Origin of the sequence: Bacillus cereus group sp. Bce019 (assembly GCF_051781745.1) — a bacterium.
Lineage (GTDB): Bacteria > Bacillota > Bacilli > Bacillales > Bacillaceae_G > Bacillus_A > Bacillus_A cereus.
In genome coordinates this window covers 20,904-38,786 of sequence record NZ_JBPWJX010000019.1, presented here as the reverse complement: position 1 = coordinate 38,786, position 17,883 = coordinate 20,904, and the positions used below count along the sequence as shown (strand labels likewise).

Below are 17,883 nucleotides of genomic sequence, written 5' to 3'. Positions count from 1 at the left end.
TTACAAACACCTCCTTACTCACTCTATCTCCATATTAACTGATAATAAAGCTCCCACACCAAAATTTGATGTAGGAATGATGCCCGTACAAAAACACTTGAGCGGGCTAGTAATCAGTTTCCCTTGATTACAGTTTCAGTTTCTTCTACCGCCCTCTTAATCTGCAAAATCCGACTAACCGGCACACTCGCATCGTGCATAACTGTTAATGCTTGCGAGAAGTGTTGTAAGTAGTTTGGATCATGACTTTTTGGTGAGACGATGATCATTTTCCGATTTAGTTCCTCTTCGAATAGGGTGAAGACTTTTTCTTTTCGGCTGTCGTCTAGGGCGCTGTCGTATTCGTCTAGGATGATGTAACCTGGGGAGGCTTCGATTGTTTGCAGTAAGGCTAGTGCGAATAGTAGGGATGAAAGGGATTCTTCTCCTCCTGATACGCCGCTTCCTACTTTTCCTCCACGTCCTTTGGCGCTGATGTCTTCCATTTTGCCGCGGTGACCTTTTTTGCGCGCTTTTATGTATAAATAATAGCGCATGTCGCCGTGTTTATTTGTGTCCATGTTCCATTCTACTTTTCCTTCGAAATGGAATTGTTCCATATACTGTTCAAATTTCTTATGGATTTTGTGCGCGTTCATTTGGATCGTTGTTTCTAGACGTTCTTTCATAAGCGCTATATTTTCGCGAAGTTCGTTTAAAATTTGTTCTGCGTTATGCAGTTCGGCATTACTTTTTTCGTTTTCTTCTTTCATCTTCGCGTAATTTTCCGGTGCGAGTGGATCAACCGTTAGGCTTAACGCTCCTTCTAACTCAATCTTTGCATTTTGTTTTTGAGAAATTGCTTTCGCTTCAGACCATTTCTCTATTTGTTTTTCCCAGCCTACTTGCTCTAACAATTTTCGGTACGTGTCATTCACATCATGGTTTTCTCTTTGTATGCTCACTAATTTTTCTTCTGTCGTGATGAAATACTCTTGCACATCTTGTTTTTTCTTCTCTAAACGCTGAATATACGTATGTAATTCTTCTACTTCTTGTTTTTGTTGTTTCGTTTTTTGATTCACTTTATTACATTCAATTTCTAATCTATTACAAACATCGTCAAGCTCATCTCTTTGTTCTACTACTCTCTTGAGCTCTTCTAGTAAATTTTTATGAAGTTGTTCTAGCTTTTGCATATGTGCAATTTTTTCTTTTTCTTTATGCAGTTCTTCGTATATCATTTCGTACTGTTCTAATGTTTCGAGACGTTCTCTTAAGCGAGATATACGTGTATGCAATTCTTGGTTGATTGCGTATAGTCTTTGGATTTCGTGTTCTAATCTTTGTTTCTCTTCTGTTTTTCGTCCTAACTGTTCGGTTCTAAATATACGTTCGGCAGCTTTTTGTAACACTGCTTCTGCATCTCTTACTTTGTATACAATATCGTGAAGTTTTCTTTCCTCTTCTTTTAGCGTATGAATATCGCGTTCATATTGGATGAGCTGCTTTTCGTTTTCTTCAATCCATTTCCCTGTCTCTTCTAGACGTTGCATAATTGCTTTTTCACTTAAAATGTATTCTGGTTTCTCTTGTTCACCACGTAATCCCCTTATATCCATTAGACTACCTTTTTGAATACATGGCTGTTCACCTGTGAAAAATTGTTTTACCCACCATAAAGCTTTCATCGCTACAGAAACAAGTTTTTCATTGTCCCCTTCTTTAATTCTTAACTGATACTGCGGTAATGAAATGACACTTTCAGTTGGAACAATGAGTGGCAATGGTACATAATACAAATCATTTGGCGGTGTAAAGTCTTTTGAATCTACGAAAATGGCATATTTAATTGTATTTAAAATATCCTCATTACGAAATTCTGCGTCACTTTCTAATTCAACTAAGTCTCGAAGTGGATACGCTTGTAACCCTTGTCTTCTGAAATATCTAAGCCCTTCTTCTTGCCTTGGACTTACGTAACGATTTAACTCTAGCTGTTTTTTCTCTTCATACTTTTGCTGAAGGTCTTTTTTCACCGTTTCTACAAGATCCTTCGTTTGCCTCATCATACCTTCTACCTTTTTATGCTTTTCTTCCATATAAAAGCTAGATTTATATTGCTCTATGTAATTCTTTGCAGAAACGACAGCTGCTTCATCATTATCTACTTGCACTTCTAACTTCGCGACTTCTGACCTTAATTCATTTAAATTATGGCTTGTCTCACGAATAAGCTGCTCTGTATATACTTTCTCCTTTTCAGCTTCTTGCAATTGCTGTTCTTTACTACTCTTTTCGGCTCTAACAACTTTTTCACTAATCCCTATATTTTTCACGCGATCTGTTACGTCTTTTATCTCTTCTTTCATTGCGTTCCATTCGCGCTCTTTATCTTTACTTTCCTTTTTGTACTGTAGTTGTCGTTCTTCGACAATTTCACGCTCTTTTTCTACACTTTGAAACTCTACTTGTTTCGCTAGTAACTCCGCCTCTAATTGTGCAAACTGTTTTTCTCCTTGCTGAGCCTCTTCATACTTCTCATCAAGGTTCTCTTTCATCTCTTCTAGCTCATCTTTATACTTCATACGCTCTGTATAATAATAATCTTCTAATGTACATAAGGCCGTTTTATATTGTACAATCCCGCTTTTCATACGATTTTGTTGATCTTCATAACGATTTTTTTCGTTTTCCCATCTCTCCAGCTCGAACTTATATTGAATTTGGTTGTTACGAGCTGTTTGTAAAATCGATTCCTTATCACGTTCTTGTTCTTTAAAGGACTCCCATGACCTTTGAATACTTTCAATTCCTGTCATTTCGCTAAAAATACGGAATCTCTCTTCTGGCTTCATGACAGCAAATTGATTTACATCTTGCTGGTACCAAATTAAATAAAACGCATCTGGATCAATTTTATATTTTTGAAGAAGCATTCTTTTATACTCTCTAAAGTTAAAATGCTTATCCGAAGATGAAAAGCGTGTTTCTTGCTCCCACTCATCTACCCGGTCACCTTCTGCAATATAATATTCTTTTTTCAATGGATGACCTGGCTCTTGCTCTAGATCAAGTGTAAATCTCACAAATTGTGCTGCATCTATAAATCCATCATTTTCATATATAAGTTCGATTTTTGCTCGCCACACTCTATTGTCTGGAAGGTTTTTCGACCGAAGTCCTTCCACATTTACTTTCGTAGATGCCATAACAGCGCCCCAGCAAAATGTCAGCGTTGATTTCCCGGCACCATTTGCACCTGAGATTAAAATGTGGTCACGTTTTCCCATTAAAGAAATCGTTCTTGGCTTATAATCACGTATACCAGAAAAAGAAATACGGTATGGAATCATATCGTTTCTCCACCTCCTACGTTATAGCGCTTAAAGAATTTTAAAACATCGTCCATATGGAGTTGTTGCGACTGACTGAACTCAGCTGCCCTATGCAAGAACGAATCGGAAAACATTCTGCTTCCAATTGCCGTTAACGTATACGCCTCTTCTTGTGATTGAGAATCATATTTCGTAATAGCCCCAATTTTTAAGAGTGGATCTAAATTCGTTTGTACTTTTCTACGCGCTTGCAACGTTTCATGCCCAAGTGCACTAAGCAATTGATCAAATAACGTAAATTCATTTTGCAACACTTCTTGATGATAAAAAATAAACATAAGTAACCCGAGGCTTTCTGAAGATAATACTTCTCTCGCCTGCTTTGCTGGCACTCGCATCATCACAATAACTTGGTCACGCCTTGCATCATATATACACTGAAAATAGCCACTTAGCGCACCGTTTATACGCTTCATAAATGACTCAAATCCTTCTATATCATCACTTTGTAATCCAAGCATTTTCACTACTTCTTTTCGGCGTAAGCCAAAGTTTGTCGCCCTCATACGTGCTGAAGATGAAAACAATAGTTGCATAAAAGTATGCTCTTCATCACGCGATAATATGTAGCGAAGTTCTCCTAATTTCGCAAGCGGATTAATTCCCTGTCCGGCTTCTAACTCGTTTTCGCCTATCATCTTCACTACCCCATTTCCATTCTTTTTCTATATTTCTTTCTTTTACATTTTGATTATCCACAATATCTGCCTTATTATTAGCCGTTAAAGCCGACAGCGCGATTAATGCATTTACCGCATCTCCCCACGTATTAGAACCGGCTTCAAGCACGAGTTCTTCCATATCGACTTCTTCTTGTTCCATAAGAAACTCTTCTAATCGTTCCGTTTGAATTTGCTCTTTCGTCATACTCCACTGCTGATCTGCCAATAGCTTCTTCACTTCAGCTTCTGACATTTCTTCTATATCTTCATATTCTTCCTCAACAACTTCTTCTATATGATCTGTGTAGGGCTCGTACTCTTCTAAAAACTGAATACCACTAGAAATTGCGCCACTTGATAGCGGGGCTGCAAACTGTACTGGCATCCATAATCCATCTTGTCTCTCACCTTCTCTACGGTCTTGCTCCATAAAGCTTAAAATTTCATGCGCATCTGGCAATTCCATATTTTGCTTCGTAAAACAATTTTCAATAAATCGCCGAAGTGCATCATGACGGATATTCGCTCCAACTGTAGACTGTTGAATATGCGTAAAATGCAAAATCTTCTTAATCGTTCCAAGGCTCACTTGCGATCCTTCAAACATAACGCTCGTACCCCTTTTCACAAGCGGCTCTAGCACCAGGCTTTCTTCAAACGTTTGAAACTTTTGGAACCTTTCTTCAAAACGAGCATTTAGTTCATTCATTAAACGATGAATAATTTGTACTTGTGGCAATGCATATCGATCTGCTAAATATTCCAGTTCTCTCTCTTTTAATCTTTCTACCGCTTCTTCTACATTTTTAATCATACTCGCTAACTTATTTCCGCCCGATACACCTTTATCATCATACGCTTCACTTAAATCTGCATCGCGATTCGCTTGATATAAAGATCTCGTTATTTCATCTTGCATGTAATACGCTAGTGAATCGTTTGCTAGCCTGATTAATACATCAATCATTCGTTTCCCAACGTCCATCATCGTAATCTTGCTTTTCCCTTTTGCAATCCATCCATATTTATCTAAAATATTAATGAAATGCTCTAAACGAATCGACGGGTCCCCGCCGTACATATTACGGTAACGAAATTTCAACGTACGCACATCTTCAATAGAAGACGTCAATCCTAACGCTTCTTCGTTTAAAATATTTAATAGTAGTAAAAACTCGTATGTTTTCAATGGATCATTAAAATATTCACTCTGCCCAAGCTCCGAAATAACACCTGATAATTTATTTAGATCTTTCATCGCATTTCGTACTGAAACATGCGACGGATCTGTTTGTAAAATCGAAATTACTGACTGATCCATTTCTTCCAAGTATCCACGCCTCCTAAGCTCTCTTCTTGTTCAATTTCGCGTAAACGAACGGATTGCTCAAATTCTTCCTTATTTAATACCTTTCCTTCTGAAGAAATCCATCTCGTATACTGTTCATACGGAGAAACTAGTTCGAATAACTTACCACTAATAATCTCACCCGCACCGTCATAGTCCGTCCAAATCATAATTTTCATAATAGATTTCGAGTGATCCAATACGCTTTGAATCAACTTTTTATGCCCACTACGTAATTGCCCATCCACTCCGATAACGAGACTACCTGTACTTGCTACAAAATCACTCTCCGCTGCCATCCTCGTTAATACCGCTCTATTTTCAACGAGCCATAAAACCTTCGCATCCGTTTTATACTCATAACGAAATACAACTAAATCCGTTAATGAACGTACCGTATCACACTCATAGCGCGTATTACCTTCATATAAATTCCCGCAAAAAAAGATAGGCGTCACTGTTCCTAAACTAACCAATCCTAAACAATGCGGCGGAGCATCTAACATATCTTCTAGCTTATCGAGAAACTCTTTTTTATGTTGGTCAAACTTTTTAGAGCCACCAATCACTTCATAATACGTCGCTCCAATCTCTTTCCAATCAAACGTACGCTTTTCACAACTCATTTTATATATGGCAAGTAGAAAGTCTACAAATAAGAGCCTCTTCTGAAACGACCAGCGTTTTTCATCTATAGAAGACAAATCACTTTCAATATTGCACAAAACGTGCCATAATCTTTCCGTATACTCATTTATGTACTTTGGCATAGACTGCTTTTCCTTCGCCCACTTTCGGAAAGCCTCTTCCTCTTTTCCCTTTTCTAACTGTTGTTTCTTTTCCATGTATGTAAACAAACCATATCCCATTCGATAAAAAATGGAATGAACAGTTTTCTCGTCTTTCTCAAAACGAACTTCCTTAATTAAAATTCCTCGTTCTATACAATCGATCATTTCATGCATTGTTAACCATTTTAAAACATCACTTTCTCTTTTCCTTACATTAGGTGAATAAAAGTTTTTTGTAATAGTAGTAGAAACATCTGAAACTTCTTCTTCACTAAAAAGAAGTTCTGCTGTTTTTATAATCTTACGCGGGGTCTGTTTTATAATGGGGAGAGTTGTTATACCTTGTTCTTCACGTATATATAATTCATCAATCTTTTCAGCAATTTTCATTACATACAATTGAATAAATTGTATACCATTCATACTTTCACTTCCTTACTTACAAGCTATTTCCATTGTAGCATAAGCTCGGACCGTTCTTTCTGTCAATGAATGCCACACCTTAAAAAAATATATTAACGATTATCCAATTATATCGACTTACCGACAAATCCCGTAGAAACTAACAAGAAATCCCACAGATATCACAAAACCAAAACCCTCCATATCCACCAAGTTTCAAAAATGATGGATGTAGAACCCATGATAGCATTTTTACTCATGATGGTCGGTCTCATTATCGTTACTGGTTACACATCGATTAACGCAATTGTAAAAGCCGAACTCTTCCCAACTGAAATTCGCGCACTTGGTGTAGGTTTACCATATGCACTAACAGTTGCGATATTTGGCGGAACAGCTGAGTTCATCGCATTATGGCTAAAGAGTATCGGAATGGAATCACTCTTCTACTTCTACGTAGCTGGATGTATCGCGATAAGCTTTATTACGTATTGGCGTATGGATGAGTCATCGAAGACTTCGCAGATCGAGGCGGAGCTTGGTGGTGGGGATACACTAGCTAATAATAAGTCTAGTTAAAATTATGTATTCTATGTTTTTCGTTTACCTGAACTCGATTTGCTTTATCTAAAAAAGCATAATTCATTCATATATAATTTAAAAACCTCTACTTATATGTAGAGGTTTTTTGAATTGTATAACGGAAAAATAATCAAATTCACTTCTCTTCTATTCGATTATGACATGTATTATTTAGTTCGTTAATCATATTTGAAAGCGCATACACAAAGTTTAACATGTTTAATATATTTAAAAAAGCCTATATTTTTGTAAATAAAACAAATAATATAAGAATATACAGAAAAATACATCATTTACAATAGGATGGGGGAATCGTTATGAAACTAAAAAAGACGTTTATTGGGGTAACATCTACACTTTGTACATTTTCTATGTTAGCAGTAGCACCTGCTAATTCTTATGCGGAAGAGTTAGAAAATGAATTAATTGAACAAGAGGTACAAATAATATTACCTAATATAACTCAATATACATGTTATCCTGCTATACAGTGCGGAAAACCAGGCACGACTTATACTAGACAAATAGCAGATATGACAAATGTATACTTAATGAATGGAGCATTAATTGGGCTTTCTGGATTTTTAGGAGGTAATCTTGTCGCGGCGGGTAGTTTTATTGCAGGAACATATTATTCAGTTGCTTCTGCATATTGGAAACCAATGTCTATGATAATTACATATAGCTCTGGGACTCCTGGTGGCGTCTCTAAAGTGGTAATGTATTCTCAAAAAAACTTTAAAGGCAAATCACAAACAAAATATCGTTAATCTCTAGTAAGGAGATGATCATCTATGAAAAACTTAATTTTAGGAGTTTCGTACTTTCTTTTACATTGTTTTATTGTTTTCCCAATTTATTATGCATACCCAAGCTATTTTGATACACCAAACAAACTCATATACTACTATATCCCTTTATCATTGTTATGTTTTTTATTAACATTAGGTATAGGAAAATTATATGATAAGAAATTCAAATAAGATGACACCTCAAAGTTGTCATCTTATTTTCCGATCCTTTATCTTATATTGATATACGAATAAAGATTACTTTACGCTATAATTCTAAATAAAATTTATTAGTATAGAAACGCCCCCATCCTTTACTAACAAAACAAAAAAGCACCAGGTCCCCCCTAGTGCTCTCCCTCTAAAACAAATGACAAGCCACTTCATGCCCTTTCGCAATCTCAACCATCTTCGGTACTTCCTGTGCGCATTTTTCAGTGGCGAATTTGCAGCGCGTTCTAAATTTGCAGCCGGATGGTGAGTTGAGCGGGCTTGGAACTTCACCCTCTAGGATGATCCGGTCTTTACCAGTGTTTGTTGGATCTGGTTCTGGCATAGATGAGAGTAGTGCTTGTGTGTATGGATGTGCCGGTTTTGTGTATAAGTCTTCGCTGTCGGCAATTTCTACTATGTTTCCTAAGTACATGACTCCGATGCGGTCTGATATGTGCCTTACCATCGATAGGTCATGTGCGATGAATAAGTATGTGACGCCTGTTTCTTCTTGGATGTCTTGCAGCATGTTTACGACTTGCGCTTGGACTGAGACATCTAGTGCTGAGATTGGTTCGTCACATAGGATAAAGTCTGGTTTTACAGATAGTGCGCGCGCGATGCTAATGCGCTGGCGCTGGCCCCCGCTAAATTCGTGCGGGTAGCGATATAAATGTTCTTCTTTTAAGCCTACCTTTTTAAGAAGGTCTAATATGATTTCTTTTTGTTCTTCTTTTTCATAAGATCCATGAATGTTCATTGGCTCACTAATAATTTGGAATACGTTCATTGCCGGGTTTAATGATGCGTATGGATCTTGAAAAATGATTTGCATTCTTTTTCGATATTCTTTTAGTTCACTTTCCTTTAAACTTGCGATATCTTTTCCGTCGAATAAAACGTTACCTGAAGTGACGTCGTGTAAACGAATGATGCTTCTTCCTGTCGTTGATTTTCCGCAGCCAGATTCTCCTACTAACCCGAATGTTTCACCTTTTTTAATTGTAAAGCTTAAGTCATCGACTGCTTTTAATTGCTCTGTTTTTCTACCGAATAGTCCTTTTTTAATAGGAAAATACTTTTTTAAGTTCCGAACTTCAATTAAGTTTTCTTCATGCATGGGAATCACCTACCGCCCTATCATTTAACCAGCACATGGAACGTCTTTCGTTTCCGATTTCAAAATATGGTGGACGTTCTTTTTCACAAATGTCCATCGCATACGGGCAACGCTCTGCGAATGGGCAACCTTGTGGTGGATTTAATAAGTTTGGCGTTACACCTTGAATAGGAGCGAGTCTTTCTTTTACACCGTTCGATATTTTTGGCAGAGAGTTTAATAGCCCTTTCGTATATGGATGATTCGGCGCTTGGAAAATATCAAGTACAGGTCCTTCTTCCATAATAAGCCCGCCATACATAACGATGACGCGCGTACAGTTTTGCGCGACAATTCCTAAGTCATGCGTAATAAGAAGTAACGCCATATTCGTTTCGTTCTTTAAGTTTTTCATTAAATCTAGTATTTGTGCTTGTATCGTTACATCAAGTGCAGTCGTCGGTTCGTCAGCAATAAGAAGGTCAGGGTTACAAGACATCGCCATTGCAATCATAACCCGCTGCTTCATACCACCGCTTAGTTCATGCGGATATTGTTTTACCCTTTCTTCTGGTGACGAAAGGCCGACTTGTTTTAACAAGTTGATCGCGATTTGCTCTGCTTCTTTCTTTTTCACTTTTTGATGACGTATAATTACTTCCGTCATTTGTTTTCCAATTTTCACGACCGGATTTAGCGCTGACATTGGGTCTTGAGAGATAAGTGAAATTTGATTTCCTCTAATAGAACGCAATTCTTTTTCAGATTTAGAAAGTATGTTTTCATTATGAAAAAGGATTTCCCCTTCTTTCACTTTTCCTGGTGACGTAACGAGAGACATAACAGACTTCGCCATTACACTCTTCCCGCTTCCAGATTCCCCAACGATACCGACTACTTCTCCTTTATTTAAGCGAAATGTAACGCCGCGAACCGCTTCAACTTCGCCACTTTCTATGAAAAAAGAAGTCTTTAAATTTTTCACTTCTAGTAGTTTTTCAGACACGCTTCTCACTCCTTTCACTTAACACTTTAGTTTTCATGTCCGGCTCCTTTTGGTGCGAAAGCTTTCTTCAATGCTTCACCAATTACGTTAAAACTAAGTACCGTTAAAAGGATAAGGAATCCTGGGAAGAGTGTTAAATACCAAGCTTCACCAATATATCCTTGCGCATTGTTTAGCATGCTGCCCCAAGAAGAATCTGGTTCTCTAATACCTAATCCTAAGAAACTAAGTGATGATTCCATTAAAATCGATGTCGCAATTGTTAATGTCGCAGCGATAATAATGGTTGATAAAATGTTAGGAATGATATGTCTTACAATAATCATAAGTGATTTTTGTCCTGATACTTTTGCGTATAAAACGTACTCACGCTCTTTTACAGATAACATTTCTGCCCTTACGATACGGGCGGTGTCCATCCATGTTAGTAATCCGATAATAAGAACTAACGTCGTAATTCCTGGTTTTAAATACGCATTTAATAGTAGCATTAAAAAGAATGATGGAATTGACATAAGCACTTCAACAACTCGCATTAAAAAGTTGTCTAACTTTCCGCCAAAATACCCGCTAATTGTTCCAACTGCAGTACCGATTGTAATAGAAACAACCATCGCAAGGAAACCGACCGCAAGCGAAACTCGTCCGCCATATAACGCTCTCGTTAAGTAATCCCTTCCGTAATCATCCGTTCCGAAAGGATGACTCATACTCGGTTCTTGTAAGCGATCTGGAATCGACATTTTGCTAGGATCGTACGGCGATACGAATGCGAAAATTGATGTGACCGTTAAAACCGCAAGTATAATAACTCCCATTGCAACAAACTTATTTTTCGTAAAGCTATGTTTTATCGTTTGAAATCTCCTATTATTCATTCCAAATCACCCCCTCATTCGAATGCGCGGATCTACTACGCCATATAAAATATCAGCAATTAAGTTACCGAGAATTAACATGAATGATGATAGTAATGTAATTGCCATGATAATCGGATAATCAAATCTAAAAATAGCATTTACCCCAAGTGAACCAAGACCCGGCCATGAAAATACTGTTTCCGTAATAAACGCTCCGCCTACTAAACTTGGAATCGATAATCCGAAAATTGTAATGATCGGTATTAATACATTTCGAAGTACGTGATTAAATAACACTGTTTTCTTTGAAGCGCCGTACGCATATTGAATTTGTACATATTCTTCTTCTAATTGCTGAATCGTACTTGAACGAATATATCTCATATAAACAGATACGTTTTGGAACGCTAACACCATGCAAGGTAAAATGCCGTGTTGCACAATATCCCAGACAGAGTCTTTACCTACTGTGCGCATACCCATACTCGGAAGTAGGTTCAATTTTAAAGAGAATAAGTAGACTAATAGTAGTGCAAACCAGAAAACCGGCATAGAAATACCAACGTATGAAATAAAGTTTACAATGCGGTCAAAGAATGAATTCTTTTTCACACCTGTAAATAGTCCAAGCGGTATTGCGATTACGAATGAGACGAGTAAAGATGATCCCATTAATCCAATTGTTGCAGGTAATCTTTCTGTGATAAGTTCCAAAACAGGACGATGATTTTGAAGTGAGTAACCAAAGTTTCCTGTTAAAATGTTTTTTAACCATAAAAAATACTGCACGTAAATTGGTTGATCTAGTCCTAAACTTTTGCGAATACGCTCCACATCAATTGGACTCATGTTTGGCGTTACAAAGTTTCGAACAGGATCCCCCGGCGCTAGCTTTATTAATAGAAAAGAAATAATAGAAATAACAAATAAAAGCGGAATTGCATTTAAAAGCCTCTTCGCAATTACTTTATACACAAACTTCCCCCCTCAAGCTAAAGAAGCTGATTTCCACCAGCTTCTTTATTGTTTCTTATTTCACTTCATAAATCTTAGATAGATCTTCAAACATTGTGACAGGAATTGCTTTCGCTTCTTTTAATCCATCAAACTTTTTATCTACTGCAATAACTGCTTTCGGATACGCGATTGGTAGATAAGGTACGTCTTCTCTAGCTGTCTCTTGAATTTTATGGTATAGCTCTGCGCGTTTTGTTTTATCTGTTTCAACTGCAGCTTCTTCCCATAACTTATCGAAATTAGCGTTTTTATATCGTGCATAATTGTATTCAGCATTGCTTAAGAATAAGCTCTTATATGAATCTGGCTCAGGTCCCATTATGTAACCACCAAATGTAATGTCATATTCTTTATTCTCTTTATCTAAGCCTTTTTCACTTGCTGCACTAGCATCTAATGCATTTAGTTCAACTTCTAAGCCAACTTCTTTTAATTTTTGTTGTGTATAAAGTGCTAAGCTTTCCATGATTTTATTATTCGTTACATACATCACACGTACTTTTTCTTTATCTTTCACGCCAGCTTTTGCTAATAAATCTTTCGCTTCTTTTTTATCATACTTATAGTCTTTAATATCTTTCGCATAATACATAGCGTCTGGCGTTAAGATTGAATTTGCTGGTTCTGCAAATTCACCCGAAACGAATGCTGAGTTAATCATTTCTTTTTTATCTAACGCATGCGCAATTGCTTGGCGCACTTCTTTTTTCTTCATCAAATCTGTATTCATGTTATAAGATAAGTAGAATAATCTACCTTCAGGGAATGTTACCATTGAGAAGTTCCCAGTGCTATCTAATTTCTTAAAATCTTGTGGCTCAATCATCTTCATGTTGATTTGACCATTTTGCAGTGAAACATTTGCTGTATTACGGTCTTTTACAACGCGGTATACAATAGAGTCTAATTTAGCTTTTCCACCTACATAATCATCGAATCGATCTAATGCAACGTACTCATCTGATTTATATTCTTTAAACTTAAACGGACCTGACCCTACAGGTTGTAAGTTTTTCTTACTCTTCGCTAAATCTGCTTCCCCTTCAAATACATGTTTCGGAATTGGGAAGAAATCATTCATCACACCTTCGAAAGATGCGCTTACTTGTGGTAAGACGAATTGAGTCGTTAGCTCATCCACTTTTTTCACCTCAAGCGGCTTTCCTTTAAAAATAAAGTTTTCACGGCTTGAACTATTTTGCTTCTCATCTAAAATAGATTGGAATGTAAATGCAATATCGTCTGATGTAATCTTCTTACCGTCATGCCATTTCAAATTATCCTTTAGTTTTAAAGTCCATGTTAATTGATCCTCTGAAGGCGTAAAGCTCTCAGCAAGAACAAACTTTTTCTTACCGTCTTCCATATGATATAGCGGTGCATATAAAGCTTGCTGCACAGTTAATGACACACGATCATTCGCATAAAGCGGATTCATCGTATCTGGATTATCGCTAACACCAATCGTTAACGTTCCTCCATCTTTCGGAGTCCCTGATTTACTAGTGCCCGCTTGCTTCGAATCTTTTTCCCCTGAACAAGCAGCTAATGCAATAAATAATAGTAGGACAAATGGTAATACAAACAACTTCTTCTTCATATTTCGACCCCTCTCGACTATTTACACCTATAAGAAAACTCGGAATTAATACCGAGTTTTCTTATAGGTTTTAAATTACCACTACCGGTATGTATTGTCAAACTTTTTCGCAAAGGTAGAAAGTTTGTAATCTATTAATGCATTCTTGCGATAAACTATATTTATGCGGAGGAGAAAATAAAAAGACCACGAATAAGTAGCCTCATAAAATGAGTTAAAAAACTATCAACTTACAGAAAACCCCTCTAAAATGATTGTTTTATATGATCGAAAATGTAGAATGAAATTAAAGACAAAAACACATTTAGGAGGTTATCATGACATTTGATGAATTGAAAAAAAGACCACCAAAAGGCAGTCTCAAAACTCAATCTTATTCCCTACTCCTTGCTCCACCGCTCTCTCATACAAATACTTCGCAACGATAATATCTACTACCGCCAAACCAACTGATTTGAAAATAGTAATCTCTTCATCATTTTCGCGTCCAGCTTTTTCTCCGCTTATAATTTGACCAAGTTCAGCGTGAATGGCGTTTGCTTTGAATAAACCTTCTTTTATCGGAACTTGAAGGTCTCCTGTTTCGTCTAGTGCTGCTTCTTTTGATTCGACTACTACTTTGTTTGCTTTAGCTATGGCATGTGAGGGTAGTTCTTGCATGCTCGGTCTGAATGAGCCGACGGCGTTTACGTGGACGCCTTTTTGTAGTGTTTCTGAGAAGACTGGTGTGGATGCATTCGTAGTTGTGACGATGATGTCTGCTTCACGTATCGCTTCATTTGGATCCTTGTAAACGTAAGCTGGTTTGCCTAATTTCTCTTGTATATATTGCGCAAATGCATATGCTTTTTCTTCTGTGCGATTGTATAAGATGACTTTTTCGATATCTCTAATCGCAAATATTGCTTCAGCAATTCCTTTCGCTTGTTCACCCGTGCCGATAATGCATAAAGTTTTTGCGTTATGACGAGCTAAATATTTTGTCGCTACTCCTGATAAGGCGCCTGTTCGGATCATCGTTAAGTACGATCCTTCTAAAAGTGCGAGCGGTTCTCCCGTTTGAAAGTCTAATAGCATCACAATCCCGTTGATCGTTTTCTTTCCTATCTGTTTATTTTGCGGGACTACCGTTACTATTTTTACTCCAAGTGCCTCAAGTCCTTCCGCTACTGAAGGCATAATTAATGCCGTATTTTGCTCGTTCGCAAATGGTAATGAGCCTCTTATTGGTGTAATCGTTCTTTCTGCGGAAAATTCTTTTAAAGCAAGCGCCGCGTATTCAATAACTTCATTCATATTTACTAAGTTTCTTTGTTCGTTCGCGCTTATAACTAGCATATCTTTCCACCCCCTCCTTCTATCCCGTATTAACGGGCAGTAAGACTCCCATCTAAAAATTCGGTTGGACAAAGAAGTTACACGGGAGATCAACTGCCCGTAAAAACCCGATTGGTTCAACTAATAATCAGTGGGGAACCCCTCCACTGATTAAAGTTTCACTTTATCCTAACAAAAATCCCCGTTTCAAATCATCTCTCGGATCTACAACGAACTGATGAAACCCTGTAATAAATGCATGCCCCGTTACTTTCGGAACGACAGCTTCATATGTACCTACCGCTGTTACCGACAATACTTCTCCCTCGAATTTCCCATCAGTAATGCATTCATGGATGAATACTTCTCCTTTTTGCAAGGTAGCTTTTTCAAAAAGAGTTGCGATTCTCGCTGAAGTTCCTGTACCGCAAGGAGAACGGTCTACTTGCCCATCAGCAAAAATCGTTATATTTCGTAGCGTAGCACCTTTGTCTTTCGGTTCATCTGAAAAAATAACGCCGTATATCCCTTTTAAACCTTCTTCAAGTGGATGCTTCACTTCCATTTTGCTCTCTATATAATGTTTAATTTTACCGCCCCACGTTTGAATAGCAGGCAAGTCTTTAAAATCAACTTTCAGACCAAATTCTTTACAGTCTACTACAGCGTAAAATGCTCCTCCAAACGCGATATCTACTTGAAATTCATAGTTATCTATTTTAATAGGAACGTCTTTTTTGTATACAAAGGAAGAAACATTTTCAAATGATACAGATTCTACTTCACTCCCGTTATATGTTGCATACGCAATGACTTCCCCAGCCGGGCTATCAATAATGAACTTTTGTTTTTCCCCCTTTACTTCAAACATACCTGTTTCAATTCCAACCGTAATAACAGCGATAACGCCATGACCACACATCGTACTCCAGCCTTCATTGTGCATAAATAATACGCCAAAATCAGCGTGAGCACTTGCAGGCGGTGTAATGATACAACCGTACATCCCGTGATGCCCTCTCGGTTCATACATCAGAACTTCACGAAGGTAATCCAAATGTTCCATACAGTAGGCGCGTCTTTCCAGCTGCGTTTCTCCTTTTATTTCTGGCACTCCGCCCGTAATAATTCGAAGCGGCTCCCCAGCTACGTGTGCATCAATCGTTGTATATATTTTACTAACCTTCATTTCTATCTCTCCCCTATACGTTGATACTATTTCCAACGCAAGTATCATGCCAAATCGTATAGCATTACTTTTTCCAAATCCCCTCAGCAATGTGTATTCTTTTTTCAACAAATTCATATACAACTGTCTACTTTTTTATACACGGCTTGGACGTTACGTTATAAAACACCTCGATAACTTTGCAATTTCACTGGTACACACATGCAAAATTCCTTTTATCATTATTATTTTCAATGTAAAGTTACTTCGCCCCCCAACATATACTGTTCAAAAGCAAAAAGGAAGTGATCCCATGTATTACGGAACAAAGGGCTGGTACGTAGCTGAACTAAAAAAATTAGGCGTACGCTATCATGAAGGACGAAAACTAGAAAGTTACCGCGGGCACATATTACGCAATTTATTAATCGCACAACAAGAAAAATTAAAAGAACAGTAATAGATTCTCCTATCACAATATCAACTTATCGCCGCCTACAAGCTGTCAATCAATCACACATCAAACTACACTAAAAAGGTCACCCAAACGGGTGACCTTCCTTTCTTATTCACAAACAAGAATTTGTCTAGTAAATGACCCTTTTCTTGTAATACAGCGATCTGTAATTTCAAATCCTGCTTCATGGATCATGTCATCCATTGTCTCCATCGTTACAACGACTACCTTTTTAGCGATGCGGCGCGCACTTGAAAGAATGGAGAGCTGGTCTTCTGGTGTGGCATGCGTAAATAAGTCGTACGGCATATCGATAATGGCAACGTCATAGTTCTCAGTAATTTCCTCGATTGGACCTTTTGTTACTGTTCCTTCAAATCCGAAATGTGCGATGTTTTTTCTCGTTCCAAGAACTACAAGTGGATTAATATCTCTACCAACGATATTAATCCCCATAGAAAGTGCTTCTACTACTACTGTTCCAATACCGCAGCACGGGTCAATTGCTCGTACTCCCTCTGGATTTGGTACAGCGATATTTGCAACCGATCTCGCAACACGTGTGCTAAGTGATGTCGAATAGCTATGCGGTTTTTTTATGTGATGATACCAAACTGGTTCGCTTTCTACATAGTGCCCGAAGTACCAGCGTCCTCCAAGAGGAACAATCCCGAATACACGCTCTGGATTACGAACATCCGCTTCTCCTTCAATATGCATGCCAAGGTCTCGTTCAATAAGACGTCTTTCTCCATATTCAATTTTATTCTCCCCAACGAGGTCATTGATTTTAACGAAGATAACTTTAAATGTCGCTCCCGCCAAATCAATTTGTTCCACTTGTTTTAAAATGCTTTCTAAGTCATCTCCTTCATACATAACTTCAATTCGCTCTTTCATAAACGCACTTCTACTCGGGTCAATTTTGACATCACTTTTTAAAATATTAACGTGGGACTCCATTCCAAAGAACGAGCGCATTTCCAAGTAACATAAAGCACGCTCCTCCTCACGAAATGCATACGTATATATACAGGCAGGTGTTTTACTATGATTATTCAATCTATTATCATCCTCTATCGTTTAAAATTGTTCTAATTACAATTACTCAAATACTTTTGTATATAAAATTAAATGATATCATATGCCGGAAATAAAGAGAAACGTTAATAAATAAAAGAGACTGCCAATGG

At 37.6% G+C, this 17,883-nt stretch carries 14 protein-coding genes and 1 pseudogene; 3 read left to right on the top strand and 12 right to left on the bottom strand.

Going from position 1 to position 17,883, the window contains the following annotated elements; all coding sequences use genetic code 11:
* Positions 1 to 113: 113 nt before the first annotated feature.
* Genes ACS2QP_RS21600 through ACS2QP_RS21585 form a run of 4 tightly spaced genes read right to left on the bottom strand, consistent with a single transcriptional unit; the run spans position 114 to position 6,601 of the window.
* Positions 114 to 3,335 (bottom strand): hypothetical protein, encoded by a 3,222-nt coding sequence (locus ACS2QP_RS21600; protein ID WP_438882817.1) that lies wholly within the window; start codon positions 3,333 to 3,335, stop codon positions 114 to 116.
* A complete protein-coding gene (locus ACS2QP_RS21595; protein WP_438882816.1) occupies positions 3,332 to 4,015 on the bottom strand; it encodes a hypothetical protein in 684 nt (227 codons plus the stop codon). The genes ACS2QP_RS21600 and ACS2QP_RS21595 overlap by 4 nt, the downstream gene beginning before the upstream one ends.
* Positions 3,975 to 5,369: a hypothetical protein gene (locus ACS2QP_RS21590; protein WP_153581922.1), complete on the bottom strand. Its 1,395-nt coding sequence runs from the start codon at positions 5,367 to 5,369 to the stop codon at positions 3,975 to 3,977. The genes ACS2QP_RS21595 and ACS2QP_RS21590 overlap by 41 nt, the downstream gene beginning before the upstream one ends.
* A complete protein-coding gene (locus ACS2QP_RS21585; protein ID WP_438882815.1) occupies positions 5,345 to 6,601 on the bottom strand; it encodes a histidine kinase in 1,257 nt (418 codons plus the stop codon). The genes ACS2QP_RS21590 and ACS2QP_RS21585 overlap by 25 nt, the downstream gene beginning before the upstream one ends.
* A gap of 213 nt (positions 6,602 to 6,814) precedes the next feature.
* Between ACS2QP_RS21585 and ACS2QP_RS21580 the strand changes: the two are divergent.
* Together ACS2QP_RS21580 and ACS2QP_RS21575 are read left to right on the top strand one after the other, a co-directional pair.
* Positions 6,815 to 7,159, top strand: a pseudogene (locus ACS2QP_RS21580) (alpha-ketoglutarate transporter); the annotation flags it as partial.
* 320 nt (positions 7,160 to 7,479) lie between these two features.
* On the top strand, positions 7,480 to 7,932 hold the full coding sequence (locus ACS2QP_RS21575; protein ID WP_438882814.1) for a hypothetical protein: 453 nt from the start codon (positions 7,480 to 7,482) through the stop codon (positions 7,930 to 7,932).
* A 382-nt stretch (positions 7,933 to 8,314) separates the two neighbouring features.
* Here the strand turns inward: ACS2QP_RS21575 and ACS2QP_RS21570 are convergent, their stop codons facing one another.
* The 7 genes from ACS2QP_RS21570 to ACS2QP_RS21540 all read right to left on the bottom strand — a co-directional run bounded on the left by ACS2QP_RS21570 (position 8,315) and on the right by ACS2QP_RS21540 (position 16,254).
* On the bottom strand, positions 8,315 to 9,286 hold the full coding sequence (locus ACS2QP_RS21570) for an ABC transporter ATP-binding protein (RefSeq protein ID WP_332284623.1): 972 nt from the start codon (positions 9,284 to 9,286) through the stop codon (positions 8,315 to 8,317).
* Positions 9,279 to 10,271: an ABC transporter ATP-binding protein gene (locus tag ACS2QP_RS21565; RefSeq protein ID WP_336745263.1), complete on the bottom strand. Its 993-nt coding sequence runs from the start codon at positions 10,269 to 10,271 to the stop codon at positions 9,279 to 9,281. The genes ACS2QP_RS21570 and ACS2QP_RS21565 overlap by 8 nt, the downstream gene beginning before the upstream one ends.
* Positions 10,272 to 10,297: 26 nt before the next feature.
* A complete protein-coding gene (locus ACS2QP_RS21560; protein ID WP_438882813.1) occupies positions 10,298 to 11,149 on the bottom strand; it encodes an ABC transporter permease in 852 nt (283 codons plus the stop codon).
* A gap of 6 nt (positions 11,150 to 11,155) precedes the next feature.
* Entirely contained in the window at positions 11,156 to 12,106 is a 951-nt protein-coding gene (locus ACS2QP_RS21555) for an ABC transporter permease (RefSeq protein ID WP_000278778.1), read from the bottom strand.
* A gap of 55 nt (positions 12,107 to 12,161) precedes the next feature.
* Positions 12,162 to 13,748 (bottom strand): ABC transporter substrate-binding protein, encoded by a 1,587-nt coding sequence (locus tag ACS2QP_RS21550; RefSeq protein ID WP_119683013.1) that lies wholly within the window; start codon positions 13,746 to 13,748, stop codon positions 12,162 to 12,164.
* Between the two features lie 360 nt (positions 13,749 to 14,108).
* The gene (locus ACS2QP_RS21545; protein WP_438882812.1) at positions 14,109 to 15,086 is read right to left on the bottom strand and encodes an ornithine cyclodeaminase family protein; all 978 of its coding nucleotides are present in this window, start codon (positions 15,084 to 15,086) and stop codon (positions 14,109 to 14,111) included.
* A gap of 163 nt (positions 15,087 to 15,249) precedes the next feature.
* Positions 15,250 to 16,254, bottom strand: coding sequence for a proline racemase family protein (locus tag ACS2QP_RS21540; protein ID WP_438882811.1), 1,005 nt, complete (start codon positions 16,252 to 16,254; stop codon positions 15,250 to 15,252).
* Positions 16,255 to 16,462: 208 nt separating this feature from the next.
* On the opposite strand from ACS2QP_RS21540, the gene ACS2QP_RS21535 reads away from it, so the two are divergent.
* Complete coding sequence (locus ACS2QP_RS21535) at positions 16,463 to 16,693, top strand: YflJ family protein (RefSeq protein WP_154818493.1); 231 nt, start codon at positions 16,463 to 16,465, stop codon at positions 16,691 to 16,693.
* A gap of 105 nt (positions 16,694 to 16,798) precedes the next feature.
* Here ACS2QP_RS21535 and ACS2QP_RS21530 read toward each other — a convergent pair whose 3' ends face one another.
* Entirely contained in the window at positions 16,799 to 17,752 is a 954-nt protein-coding gene (locus ACS2QP_RS21530; RefSeq protein ID WP_001059319.1) for a TRM11 family SAM-dependent methyltransferase, read from the bottom strand.
* Positions 17,753 to 17,883: the final 131 nt, after the last annotated feature.

Bases quoted from the DNA above. Each gene is read 5' to 3' on its own strand.
- ACS2QP_RS21600 (WP_438882817.1), bottom strand. From the start codon at position 3,335: ATGATTCCATACCGTATTTCTTTTTCTGGTATACGTGATTATAAGCCA.
- ACS2QP_RS21595 (WP_438882816.1), bottom strand. From the start codon at position 4,015: ATGATAGGCGAAAACGAGTTAGAAGCCGGACAGGGAATTAATCCGCTT.
- ACS2QP_RS21585 (WP_438882815.1), bottom strand. From the start codon at position 6,601: ATGAATGGTATACAATTTATTCAATTGTATGTAATGAAAATTGCTGAA.
- ACS2QP_RS21575 (WP_438882814.1), top strand. From the start codon at position 7,480: ATGAAACTAAAAAAGACGTTTATTGGGGTAACATCTACACTTTGTACA.
- ACS2QP_RS21570 (WP_332284623.1), bottom strand. From the start codon at position 9,286: ATGCATGAAGAAAACTTAATTGAAGTTCGGAACTTAAAAAAGTATTTT.
- ACS2QP_RS21560 (WP_438882813.1), bottom strand. From the start codon at position 11,149: ATGAATAATAGGAGATTTCAAACGATAAAACATAGCTTTACGAAAAAT.
- ACS2QP_RS21550 (WP_119683013.1), bottom strand. From the start codon at position 13,748: ATGAAGAAGAAGTTGTTTGTATTACCATTTGTCCTACTATTATTTATT.
- ACS2QP_RS21545 (WP_438882812.1), bottom strand. From the start codon at position 15,086: ATGCTAGTTATAAGCGCGAACGAACAAAGAAACTTAGTAAATATGAAT.
- ACS2QP_RS21540 (WP_438882811.1), bottom strand. From the start codon at position 16,254: ATGAAGGTTAGTAAAATATATACAACGATTGATGCACACGTAGCTGGG.